This is a genomic window from Nocardia xishanensis NBRC 101358, from assembly GCF_001613365.1.
GTDB lineage: Bacteria > Actinomycetota > Actinomycetes > Mycobacteriales > Mycobacteriaceae > Nocardia > Nocardia xishanensis.
This window is the reverse complement of record NZ_BDCF01000036.1, coordinates 23,985-35,605: the sequence shown is the minus strand read 5'-3', so window position 1 is coordinate 35,605 and position 11,621 is coordinate 23,985. Positions and strand designations below refer to the sequence as shown.

Here is an 11,621-nt window from a genome sequence, read left to right as displayed (position 1 = left end):
ATCCATGGCCGAACCGGTACCCTACGTAGTACCCTACATCCTGTGAAGACCAAGACGAGCGTGTACCTCGAGTCCCAGCAGGCGGCCCGTCTCAAGCAGGCCGCAGAGGAGTCCGGGCGGTCGGAAGCCGATCTCATCAGAGAAGGGATCGACCTCGTACTACTCCGCACACAGAAGGTGAGCCGGAGCAGGCCATGGCCGTCGTTCGATTCCGGGGATCCGAACTTCGCCGCCAGCAGTGAGGACTTGCTCGGCGAGGCATACGGGCGGTGAGCTTCTTCATCGCCGACACCTCGGCCATCATTGCGGCCTACGATCGGGCCGCGGAGCTGCACGATCGGGCGCGCGACCTCTTGGCCACGTCGGTGGCCGTCGTCTCGCCTCTGGTGCTCGATGAAATCGATCATCTGCTGATCGCCCGATTCGGCAAAGACCGTCGCATCGCCGATCTCGTCCTCGACGATCTGCTCACCTCCGCCGAGGAGGGCGCGGTACTCGTGCCACCGATCGACCGTGTCGATCTTCGAGCGTCGCAGCAGATCATGGGACAGTATCGCGGTCTCCGACTCGACCTCGCCGACGCGGTCAACGTCGTACTCGCCGAACGCTATCTGACCAACGATATTCTGACGTTGGATGAGCAGGACTTTCGCGCTATCAGGCCACTGACTCCTGCCCACTCCTCATTCCGGTTGCTGCTCCAGGACGCTTGAGCCGGCGGCGCGATCCCGCATTCGTGGGCGCGCGACGCCGTCTACCTCGTGGTGAGCGGAGCCGAGGCGCGCTGAGCCGGATGCGCACGACATTTCGGAATCTCTCAGGTTGACCCGCGAAGATGTGGACCGTGCCCGCTCGTCGAGGAGTTGCGGAACTACCATCGTGGCGGCAGGCGAAACCGGCAGGCGAGCGAAAGGCGTGGTGAACGCACGGTGAGCAACAATCCGGGACGGACTAATCCGCTGCTGAAGGCGGAGCGCGCCGACCGCAACCGCAAGATCCTCATCCAGGTCGGGGTGGCCGCCGTGCTGATCGGCCTGGTCGCCGCGATCGGCATCGGAATCGCGATCAAGAAGGCGGAGAAGGACGATCCCGGTCCGAGCCCGACCATCGCCGCCGCGCAGGCGCCGGGCGCCGTCACCGGCTCGATCACCGACAACGGCTCGATCCGGATCGGCAAGCCCGACGCGAAGGTCACCGTCCGGGTGGTCGCCGACCTTCAGTGCCCGGCGTGCAAGGCCTTCGAGGCCACCTACGGCAAGGTGCTGGAGGACGCGGTGAACAGCGGAACCGCCGCGGTCGAATACAACATCATCTCGTTCCTGGACAAGGCGTCCACCACCCAGTACTCGACCCGCGCGGCCAACGCCTCCTACTGTGTCGCCGAACAGGATCCGACCAAGTACCAGGCGTGGCTGTCGACGATGTTCGCCCAGCAGCCGCCGGAGGGCGGTAACGGCCTGCCCGACGAGAAGCTGGTCGAGATCGCGAAGTCGGTCGGCTACACCGACGCCGTCGCGAGCTGCATCACCGACCACACCTACGAGAAGTTCGTCGCGTCCACCACCAACAAGGCCTTCGACAGCGGCATCAAGTCGACGCCCACGGTGTTCGTGAACGGTCAGCAGGTCAACCCGAGCACGCTCGAGCAGGCCATCGCCGCGGCGGCCGCGGGCCAGTGATCGCCGCGCCACCCCGGTCCGCTTGGCTGCTGCTGATCTGCGGCCTCGCGGGCTGGCTCGCCTCGATGGCGCTGACCATCGAGCGATTCAAGCTCTTCACCGATCCCGGCTACCGTCCCACGTGCAGCATCAATCCGATCCTGTCCTGCGGCTCGGTCATGGTGACCGAACAGGCCGCCGTCTTCGGGTTCCCCAATCCGCTGATGGGCATCGTCGCCTTCTCCGTGGTGGTCACGCTCGGCGTCCTCGCGGTCGCCGGACTCGGATTCCCGAGGTGGATCTGGGGCGGCCTGTGGGTGGGCACGGTGCTGGGCACCGGCTTCGTCTGCTGGCTCATCTTCCAGAGCCTGTACCGGATCAACGCGCTGTGCCCCTACTGCATGGTGGTCTGGGCGATCGTCACCCCGCTGTTCGCGGTGGCCACCGACCAGCTGTGGGGTGCGTCGCGCGGCCCGCTGCGCGTGCTCGCCGAATGGCGCTGGACCATCGTCGCGCTGTTCTACGCGGTGGTGCTGCTGCTGGTCTTCCTGCGGTTCCAGGATTACTGGCTGAGCCTGTTCTGACCCACGTCAGTTCGGCGCGCCCTTGCCGAGCACCACGGTCACCGTCCGCTCGACGCCGCCCGGTCCGATCACGCCCAGGCGCACCGTGTCGTCGGGCTTACGGACGTTGATCGCGGCGCGCAGGGCGCGTGCGGTGGTGACCGCCTTGCCGTCGATGGAGGTGATCACCTCACCGTCGTTGAGTCCCGCCGCAGCGGCGGGACTGCCGTAGATCGCGACGTCGATGCGCGCGCCGCTCGGCTTCGCGTCGGAGATCAGCACGCCGAGCGTGGCGGTCGGGCCGATGTGCACCGTCTCGGTCGGCGTACCGGAGCGGATCTGGCGCACCACGCGCATGGCGGTGTCGATCGGCACCGCGTAACCGTTGGGCTGCCGATCGACCGCCCGGTCGCGATCGCCCGACGCGGCGGTGATCACGCCGACGATCGCGCCGCGCCGATCGGCCAGCGCTCCCCCGGACTGTCCCGAACTCACCGCGGCCGCGATCTCCAGCATCCCGGACAGCGCCTTGCGGGACAGATCCGCCGCGTTCAGCGCGACGATCGTGGTGTCGAGATCGGTGATCTTCCCGGCGATCGCGGTCGGCGGACCACCCGTGCCACCCGCATTGCCGATCGCGAGCACCTCGTCCTCCAGATGCAGATCGGCGGACCTGCCGAGCTGCGCGATCGTGAGCCCGGCGGCGTCGGGCAGCTCGAGCAGGGCGATGTCGGCGCTCGAGTCGTAGCCGAGCACGGTCGCCGAGTAGACCTGCCCGGTGCCGACCGAGGTCACGGTGACCGATTCGGCGCCTTTGACCACGTGATGACTGGTCAGCACCTGGCCATCGGCGGTGAGCACGATGCCCGATCCCGCGGCGCCTTGACCGAACAGCTGGGCCGCGGTGCTGATGTGCACCAGAGCCGGGTCTACGGCGGCCGCGACGGCGACCGGGTCCAGGGGCGGGGCTGCTTCGGGCTCCCGCTGCGCGACGACCGAACCCGGGCCCGCCAGCAGCGGCCAGCCCGGCAATTCACCGCGATAACCGAGGAAGCCGGCCAGCCCGAGCACGGCGACGACGATCAGCGCGAGCGCTCGCCCGCTCCTACCGCGCCGTCCGTCGCCCATGGCACTCCCGCCTCTGTTACGCCTGACGAATTCCATTGTGGCCGGAGATCTTCACCGTAGATCAGGATTCGCGGCCCTCGCACCCGTCGAGAGGCGGAATTCCGGACAGCATGGGCATCCCCGACGCTTCGCGAAGCAAACCCGTCCCGGCAAACACGCGGCATCTGAAACCGTTGGGGTTGGCAATCCCGTGCATGCGACGGTAGGCATGTATCCATGAGCACTGTTGCCGCCGCCTACGCCCTGCCCGCTCCCGACGGAGCCTTCGAGAAACTCACCATCGAGCGCAGGGAACTCGGCCCGCACGACGTGCTGATCGACGTCAAGTACGCGGGCATCTGCCATTCGGACATCCACACCGCCCGCGATGAATGGGGCGGCACTCGCTACCCGTGCGTGCCAGGCCACGAGATCGCGGGCCTGGTCGCCGCGGTGGGTTCTGCGGTGACCAAGTACAAGGTCGGCGACCGGGTCGGCGTCGGCTGCATGGTCGATTCCTGCGGCAAGTGCGGGCCGTGCCTGGCCGACGAGGAGCAGTACTGCGAGGTCGGCGCCACCATGACCTACAACTCCCCCGTCGCGCCCGAGGTGCAGCCCGGCGGCTACACGATGGGCGGCTACGCCACCCAGGTCGTGGTGACCGAGAACTTCGTGGTGTCGATCCCGGAAGGCATCGGGCTCGACGTCGCCGCGCCGCTGCTCTGCGCGGGCGTCACCCTGTTCTCGCCGCTGCGGCACTGGGAGGCCGGGCCGGGCAAACGCGTCGCGATCATCGGCATGGGCGGGCTCGGGCACATCGGCGTGAAGATCGCCGCGGCGATGGGCGCTGAGGTCACCGTGCTGAGCCACTCGCTGAGCAAGCAGGAGGACGGCAAGCGGTTCGGCGCGCATCACTACTACGCCACCGGCGATCGCCAGACCTTCCGCGAACTGCGCGGCCGCTACGACCTCATCCTCAACACGGTCTCGGCCGACCTGCCGCTGGACGACTACATGAGGCTGCTGAACCTGGACGGCACCCTGGTGATCCTCGGCCTGCCCGAGAACCCGTTGAGCGTCAAGCCGTTCACCCTCGCCGGATACCGCAGGTCGCTGTCGGGCTCGATGATCGGCGGCATCGCGCAGACCCAGGAGATGCTCGACTTCTGCGCCCAGCACGGCATCGGCGCCGAGATCGAACTGATCTCCGCCGACGAGATCGACAACGCCTACGACCGCGTCGTGGCCAGCGACGTGCGATACCGGTTCGTCATCGACGCCGCGACCATCTAGGGCGTACCTCCGCCTGCGCTCCGGCCGTGCGCGGGGCTGTCGACGGACTCCGTCCGACTGCGCAGATCGGGCGTAGCCGCGCGTCCGATCCGGCCGTGCGCGGCGCCGTCGAGGGCTTGCGTATGTGTTCGTGCCCACGCAGGCATGTTGCGAGCGTCCGGACGTGCGGCTCAGTACCGTGGTTTTGTGTCCGCGGATGACCAAGACTCGACCACCCCGAAGTCCGGTGCGGATTCCCACCCGCCCGAGCCCGAGAAGCCGAAAGCCGAGGCGTCGACATCCGGCGTCTCGAACGCGCCGCCGCCGTGGCTGTTGCGCGCCTTCCTGCTCGCCGCCGCCACGGTCGCCGCACTGATCTTCGGGTTCTGGGTGCTCCAGCGACTCCAGGGTCTGCTGACCGTGCTGATGGTCTCGCTGTTCCTCGCCTTCGCCATCGAGCCCGCGGTCAACTGGTTGGCCGCGCGCGGTGTGCGGCGCGGCATCGCGACGGGCGTGGTGTTCATCGGGCTGCTGCTGATCGTCGTCGGTTTCTTGTGGACGCTGGGCGCGCTGCTCGTCAACCAGGTGACCACGCTGGTGCAAAACGCGCCCGAATACGCCGACCGGATCGTCGACTGGGTCAATCACACATTCCACACGGAACTGTCCGGCACCGACATTCAGAAATACGCGACTCAGTGGAGCGACCAGATCGAGGGTTATCTGGTCGGTCTGGCCGAAAACGCCTGGGGCATCGGCACGGCCGCGATCGGCGCACTCTTCCAGGGGCTCGGCGTATTGCTGTTCACCTTCTATTTCGCCGCCGACGGACCGCGCTTCCGCAACGCGATGTCCTCGCTGCTACCACCGCATCGTCAACGGCATGTGCTGCGCGCCTGGGACATCGCGGTCGAGAAGACCGGCGGCTATATCTATTCGCGCGGCCTGCTCGCCGTCTGCTCGACGATCGCGCACTACGTAATGCTGCGAATACTGGACGTACCATCGGCTTTCGCGCTCGCGCTGTGGGTCGGCGTGGTCTCGCAATTCATTCCGACCGTCGGCACCTACCTGGCGGGCGCGCTTCCGGTGATCGTCGCGATGGTGAACGGCGGCCCCGGCGACGCGCTGTGGATCCTCGGATTCATCGTCCTCTACCAGCAGTTCGAGAACTACGTGCTGCAACCACGCATCACGGCCACCACACTCGACATGCACCCCGCGGTCGCGTTCGGCGCGGTGATAGCGGGCGCCGCCCTACTCGGCGCCACCGGCGCCCTGCTCGCCATCCCCGTCACCGCCACCGTGCAAGCCTTCGCGGGCGCCTACATCCGGCGCTACGAGGTGGAGACCGAGGTCGAACCCGCATCTCCCGAACCGCCGAAAGGCAACGGCCGAAACCGGCTGCGCGATTTCGTCGTCCGGCTCACCGGCAACCAGCACTGAAGGGCGGTCCGCGCCCGGTGCCGCGGCCGAGCGCATGACCGCGTCCACCGATGCTTCGGCGAGTTCGTCGTCCAGCGGCAGATGGCCGAACAGGCGCGCGAAAGTAGATCGGAGCGGCGACGGCGTCGACGACGAAATCCATGTCGATGTCGGGGCGGATTTCACCGCGCGTAGTGCCGAACACGCGACGTAGCGAGTCGGGGTCCCCGCCGTAGAGGCGCGAACGGGCCGCCTTTCCGTTTCGCGGCGGAAAGGCGGCCCGTGTCGGCTTGCTTATTCGGCCGTCGGCATGCGCCGCCGGATGCGACGGGCGGCGGCGACCATATTGCGCAACGAGGGCTCGAGCTGCCAGTAGTGGCGAGTCTTGAGCCCGCCGTCGGGATTGGCCCACAGTCGTTCCGGGGTGACGGCTTCGGCTGCGGCCGTGAGCAGTTCGTCGAGCTCGTCGATGTCCGGGATGCGGGCCGAACGGCTTTCGTACACGCCGGGACCGACACCGTGGCTCAGGCCGTGGCCCGAGGCGCAGTCCTCCTTGAGCGCCTTGAGCACCCACTCGATGGAGCGCGTGGCGACGATCGCGGTGACGTCGGCGTCGAGCTGCTCGATCGCCTCCACCACCTCGGCGCGACCGGAATAGCCGATGTGCGTGTGGATTTGGGTTTCCGGCCGCACGCCGGAGGTGGCCAACCGGAACGCGCCGACGGCCCACCGCAGGTACTCCGCGCGGCCGACGTCGCGCAGCGGCAGCATCTCCCTGATCGCGGGCTCGTCGACCTGGATGATGGCGATGCCCGCCCGCTCCAGATCCACCACCTCGTCACGGATCGCCAGCGCCACCTGGTCGGCGGTCTCGTGCAGCGGCTGGTCCTGCCGCACGAACGAACGCGCGAGCATGGTGACCGGGCCGGTCACCATGCCCTTGACCGGGCGGTCGGTGAGCGACTGGGCGTAGGTGATCCACTCCACCGACATCGGCGCCGGGCGCGCGACATCGCCGTAGATGATCGGCGGTCGCACACAACGGGATCCGTACACCTGCACCCAGCCGAAGTGGGTGGTCGCGAAGCCGTCGAGCAGCTCGGCGAAGTACTGGATCATGTCGTTGCGCTCGTGCTCGCCGTGCACCAGCACGTCGAGACCGATGTCCTCCTGCAGACGGATCGTCGCCTCGATCTCGGCCTCGATCCGCTTGCGATACTCGTCGTAGGAAAGGCGTCCCTCGCCGAGTTCGTACCTGGCCTGGCGAATTCGGTCGGTCTGCGGGAACGAGCCGAGCGTGGTGGCGGGCACCGGCGGCAGATTCAGCTTGGCCTGCTGGGCGATTCGCCGCTGCTCGTAGGGTTCGCGCTCGCGCATCTGCGGCGTGATCGCGTAAACCCGTTGGCGCACCGCGTGCTTCTGCTTGAAGTGCACTTCCGTCGGCCGCTTGCGCCACTTGTCCGACGGACCCTCGGTGAGCGCCTTGGCCAGCGAAACCACCTCGCCCACCTTCTGTTTCGCGAAGGCGAGGCGATCGGCGACGTTGCCCTCGATGTCGTATTCGACGAGCAGGTCGTAGGGCACGTGCAGCAGCGTGCTTCCGGTGGAGACCACCAGATCCGGGCACACCTTGGCCAGTTCGTTGAGGTATTCCAGCGTCACGTAACGGTCCGCGCGCCACACGTTGCGGCCGCTGATCACGCCCGCGTACAGCCGCTTGCGGCGGATGCCTGGCACCTCGGCGAGGTCCTCCGGGCGGATACGGTGGCTGGCCAGGTCGAGACCGATCGCCTCGACATTGGAGGCGGCGAGGATGGCAAGCGCCGGTCCGAAATCGCCGTACTGACCGGTGACCAGCATGCGTGGCCGCAGCGGCGCCTTGGACAGCCGCTGGTAGGCCCGCTCGAACGCGGCCAGCTCCGCCTCGCTGCGCTCGCTGGTGAACGCGGGCTCGTCCAGCTGGACGCAGGTGGCGCCGCGCTTGGCGAGGATGTCGAACAGCTCCTCGTAGACCGGGAGCAACTTGTCCAGCAGGGTCAGCGTGTCGAACTCGGCCTCGCCGGGCACCTGGCCCGCCTTGGAGAGCAGCAGGAGCGAGAGCGGACCCAGCATGACCGGGCGTAGCTCGATACCGCGCTCCTTGGCGCGGTCGAACTCGTCGAGCAGGGCCTCGGGATGCAGCGAGAAGTCGGTCTCGGCGTCGAGTTCGGGCTGGCGGTAGTGGTAGTTGGTGTCGATGTAGCGCACCAGCTCCAGCGGAGGCAGGTCGGGCCGTCCGCGCGCCATCAGGAAGTAGAAGTCCAGCGGCTCCATCACGTCCTGATAGGGCTGGAACCGCTTCGGCACCGCGCCGAACATCAGCGCGTTGTCCAGCACGTGGTCGTAGAAGGAGAAGGTGTTGCCTGGCACCTGGGTGAGACCCGTCGCGGCCAGTTCGCTGAACTGCTGCTCCTGGATGTCGCGACCGACCTCGAGCAGCTCCTCACGCGAGAGCGAGCCGTGCCAGTAGGACTCCAGCGCCCGCTTGAGTTCCCGATGCGGTCCGATCCTGGGATATCCCAGAATGCTCGACCCGTAGCCATCCGTGACGTTGACCATTGCGCGGGAGTTCCCTTCCGATCACCTGCGCGATATCCGCTCGTACGGCGGACGACGCGCAGCGCTGCGCTTTTCGGTGTCCTGCCGAGCCGCGCCAACGACCCAGCGTCCTTGCAGCTTATGCCGATTACTACTGGTATCACTGCGAGCGAGGAGCGGCGGCCCCCAGCTCAGCCGACCCGCCTCGACCGATCGCAGCTTATGCCCGGTGATGGTGGACGCCGCCACCTGCGGGGCGACGTGCACCTGAGGAAACGGATCGACGCTGCTGAGCGCCAAGGCCGAGGCCCGGCGAACTCCTTCGCCCAAGCGACAACTGATCTCGCAAGGGCCGGGTAACTCGCCGGGTACGACCGGAATCGGTTCGGCGCCCAACCGCCGGCACGGATGCCCGACGCCGACGGCTCCGCGCCGCCCGTTAAGTACGCGGAGAGGCGGGGGAGTTGTACTGGTAGAAGCCAGCGCCGGTCTTCTTGCCGAGCAGCCCCGCCTCGACCATCCGCATCAGCAGCGGCGGCGCGGAGTACAGCGGCTCCTTGAACTCGGCGTACATCGAGTCGGCGATGGACTTGACGGTGTCGAGGCCGACCAGGTCGGTCAGCGCCAGCGGGCCCATCGGGTGGGCGCAGCCGAGCACCATGGCCTTGTCGACGTCTTCCTTGGTCGCGAAACCGGATTCGACCATGCGGATGGAGGACAGCAGGTACGGCACCAGCAGCGCGTTGACGACGAAGCCGGAGCGGTCGGCCGAGCGGACGACCTGCTTGCCGAGCACGTCGCCCGCGAAAGCCTCGGCGCGCTCGGAGACCGCGGCGCTGGTCTTCAGCGTGGTGACCAGTTCCACGAGCGGCAGCACCGGCACCGGGTTGAAGAAGTGCATACCGACGACGCGCTCGGGATTGGCGGTCGCGACGGCGATCTTCATGATCGGGATGGAAGAGGTGTTGGAGGCGAGCACCGCGCCGGGGTCGGTGACGACCTTGTCGAGTTCGGCGAAGATCGAGGTCTTGACCTCTTCGTTCTCCAGCACGGCCTCGACGACCAGCTGACGGTCGGCGAAGTCGCCGAGATCGGAGGTGAAGCGCAGCCGCCACGCGGCCTGCTCACGCTCACGCTCGGTGATCTTGCCGCTGCTCACGCCACGGTCCAGCGAGCGCAGGATGCGAGCGCGACCGGCAGCGGCTAGTTCCCGGGTCTGTTCGTAGACGAGCACGTCGACATGCGCCCGGGCGCACACCTCCGCGATTCCGGCACCCATCTGTCCGGCGCCGATGACGCCGACACGCTGAATCTTCTCGCTGCTCACGTCCCGCTCCTGCTGGTCTGGTGTGGCTGGGATGGCTTGGGTCTGGGATGGCTTGGGTTTTGGTCCAAGGTATAGGGATGCCCTCCCCGCCGGGGCTGTTCGGCGGGGAGGGCGGTACACCCCTACTGGAGTAGAGGGTTGTCGGCCTGCATCACTGCTGGCTGGTCAACTCAGTGGAACTGACCCTCTTCGGTGGAGCCCTTGAGCGCCGCGGTGGAGGTGTTCGGGTCCACGGTGGTGGCGATGGTGTCGAAGTAACCGGCGCCGACCTCACGCTGGTGCTTGACGGCGGTGAAGCCACGCTCCTTGGCGGCCTTGAACTCGCGCTCCTGCAGGTCGACGAACGCGGTCATGCCTTCGCGGGCGTAACCGTGCGCCAGGTCGAACATGCCGTAGTTCAGCGAGTGGAAGCCGGCCAGGGTGATGAACTGGAACTTGAAGCCCATCGCGCCGAGCTCACGCTGGAACTTCGCGATGGTCGCGTCGTCCAGGTGCGCCTTCCAGTTGAAGGACGGCGAGCAGTTGTAGGCCAGCAGCTGGTCCGGGAACTCGCCACGGACGGCCTCGGCGAACTTGCGCGCGACCTCGAGGTCCGGCACACCGGTCTCCATCCAGATGAGGTCGGAGTACGGGGCGTAGGCCTTGGCGCGGGCGATGCAGGGCTCGATGCCGTTCTTCACACCGAAGAAGCCCTCGGAGGTGCGGGTGCCGTCCAGGAACTCACGGTCGCGCTCGTCCACATCGGAGGTGATGAGGGTGGCGGCCTCGGCGTCGGTGCGGGCGATGACCACGGTCGGCACGCCGGCGACGTCGGCGGCCAGGCGCGCGGAGGTCAGGGTGCGGATGTGCTGCTGGGTGGGGATCAGCACCTTGCCGCCCAGGTGGCCACACTTCTTCTCGGAGGCCAGCTGGTCCTCCCAGTGCGAACCGGCGACACCGGCCGCGATCATGGCCTTCTGCAGCTCGTAGACGTTGAGCGCGCCACCGAAGCCGGCCTCGCCGTCGGCGACGATCGGAGCCAGCCAGTTGGCGACCGAGGTGTCACCCTCGACCTTGGCGATCTCGTCGGCGCGCAGCAGCGCGTTGTTGATGCGGCGCACGACCTGCGGCACCGAGTTGGCCGGGTACAGCGACTGGTCCGGGTAGGTGTGGCCGGACAGGTTCGCGTCACCGGCGACCTGCCAACCCGACAGGTAGATGGCCTTCAGGCCGGCACGGACCTGCTGGACCGCCTGGTTACCGGTGAGGGCGCCGAGGGAGTTGATGTAGTCCTCGTTGTTCACGAGATCCCACAGGATCTCCGAGCCGCGGCGAGCGAGCGTGTGCTCCTCGACGACGGTGCCCTGGAGCTTCACCACCTGGTCCGCGGTGTAGTTACGGGTGATGCCCTTCCAGCGGGGGTTGGTGTCCCAATCCTGCTGGATTTCCGCAGCGGTCTTCGGGGTGCCGGTGGTCGACATCTCTGACTCCACTTCTCTGATCGTTCTGGGTGCCGCGCTCACCGAGATTCCACTCGGACTGCTGAAGCGGCAATTTGCAGGCTTGCTAGGCCCATGGGGTGTACTTCCACACGATGGCACACCGAGAAATAGGCGTCTACCTGTTGCTAATGTGAATCTCAGCTAGGTTTCGCCTGATGAAAGCTAACTTTGCAAAGTTTGCGGGCGAATTGCAAGCGTGCAACCTACCCGC

General features: G+C 67.2%; 10 protein-coding genes. 6 read left to right on the top strand and 4 right to left on the bottom strand.

The genetic code is table 11. From position 1 onward, the window contains the following. The first annotated feature begins 42 nt into the window (after positions 1 to 42). The 4 genes from NX1_RS24680 (at position 43) to NX1_RS24665 (ending at position 2,242) form a co-directional block, all read left to right on the top strand. Positions 43 to 273, top strand: coding sequence for a ribbon-helix-helix domain-containing protein (locus tag NX1_RS24680; protein ID WP_068063887.1), 231 nt, complete (start codon positions 43 to 45; stop codon positions 271 to 273). Beyond that, positions 270 to 713, top strand: a complete 444-nt coding sequence (locus NX1_RS24675) for a PIN domain-containing protein (RefSeq protein WP_068063885.1) — start codon at positions 270 to 272, stop codon at positions 711 to 713. The genes NX1_RS24680 and NX1_RS24675 overlap by 4 nt, the downstream gene beginning before the upstream one ends. A gap of 216 nt (positions 714 to 929) precedes the next feature. Further along, complete coding sequence (locus NX1_RS24670; protein WP_068063883.1) at positions 930 to 1,679, top strand: thioredoxin domain-containing protein; 750 nt, start codon at positions 930 to 932, stop codon at positions 1,677 to 1,679. Next, positions 1,676 to 2,242, top strand: coding sequence for a vitamin K epoxide reductase family protein (locus tag NX1_RS24665; RefSeq protein WP_068063881.1), 567 nt, complete (start codon positions 1,676 to 1,678; stop codon positions 2,240 to 2,242). Before NX1_RS24670 ends, NX1_RS24665 begins: the two co-directional genes overlap by 4 nt. A gap of 6 nt (positions 2,243 to 2,248) precedes the next feature. Here the strand turns inward: NX1_RS24665 and NX1_RS24660 are convergent, their stop codons facing one another. Further along, the gene (locus NX1_RS24660; protein WP_068063879.1) at positions 2,249 to 3,349 is read right to left on the bottom strand and encodes a S1C family serine protease; all 1,101 of its coding nucleotides are present in this window, start codon (positions 3,347 to 3,349) and stop codon (positions 2,249 to 2,251) included. Positions 3,350 to 3,565: 216 nt separating this feature from the next. Here NX1_RS24660 and NX1_RS24655 point away from each other — a divergent pair, with 216 nt between their 5' ends. Next, positions 3,566 to 4,621, top strand: coding sequence for an NAD(P)-dependent alcohol dehydrogenase (locus tag NX1_RS24655; RefSeq protein WP_068063877.1), 1,056 nt, complete (start codon positions 3,566 to 3,568; stop codon positions 4,619 to 4,621). 186 nt (positions 4,622 to 4,807) lie between these two features. Beyond that, a complete protein-coding gene (locus NX1_RS24650; protein WP_245668664.1) occupies positions 4,808 to 6,046 on the top strand; it encodes an AI-2E family transporter in 1,239 nt (412 codons plus the stop codon). Between the two features lie 273 nt (positions 6,047 to 6,319). Here NX1_RS24650 and metE read toward each other — a convergent pair whose 3' ends face one another. The 3 genes from metE to aceA all read right to left on the bottom strand — a co-directional run bounded on the left by metE (position 6,320) and on the right by aceA (position 11,389). Then, on the bottom strand, positions 6,320 to 8,623 hold the full coding sequence (metE, locus tag NX1_RS24645; RefSeq protein WP_068063875.1) for a 5-methyltetrahydropteroyltriglutamate--homocysteine S-methyltransferase: 2,304 nt from the start codon (positions 8,621 to 8,623) through the stop codon (positions 6,320 to 6,322). Between the two features lie 418 nt (positions 8,624 to 9,041). Then, the gene (locus NX1_RS24640; RefSeq protein WP_068063873.1) at positions 9,042 to 9,929 is read right to left on the bottom strand and encodes a 3-hydroxybutyryl-CoA dehydrogenase; all 888 of its coding nucleotides are present in this window, start codon (positions 9,927 to 9,929) and stop codon (positions 9,042 to 9,044) included. Between the two features lie 170 nt (positions 9,930 to 10,099). Next, positions 10,100 to 11,389, bottom strand: a complete 1,290-nt coding sequence (gene aceA / locus NX1_RS24635; protein WP_068063871.1) for an isocitrate lyase — start codon at positions 11,387 to 11,389, stop codon at positions 10,100 to 10,102. Positions 11,390 to 11,621 lie beyond the last annotated feature (232 nt).

What these genes read in the sequence shown, in the direction of transcription:
- NX1_RS24660 (WP_068063879.1), bottom strand. Translation starts at nt 3,349, where the DNA reads ATGGGCGACGGACGGCGCGGTAGGAGCGGGCGAGCGCTCGCGCTGATC.
- NX1_RS24655 (WP_068063877.1), top strand. Translation starts at nt 3,566, where the DNA reads ATGAGCACTGTTGCCGCCGCCTACGCCCTGCCCGCTCCCGACGGAGCC.
- metE (WP_068063875.1), bottom strand. Translation starts at nt 8,623, where the DNA reads ATGGTCAACGTCACGGATGGCTACGGGTCGAGCATTCTGGGATATCCC.
- aceA (WP_068063871.1), bottom strand. Translation starts at nt 11,389, where the DNA reads ATGTCGACCACCGGCACCCCGAAGACCGCTGCGGAAATCCAGCAGGAT.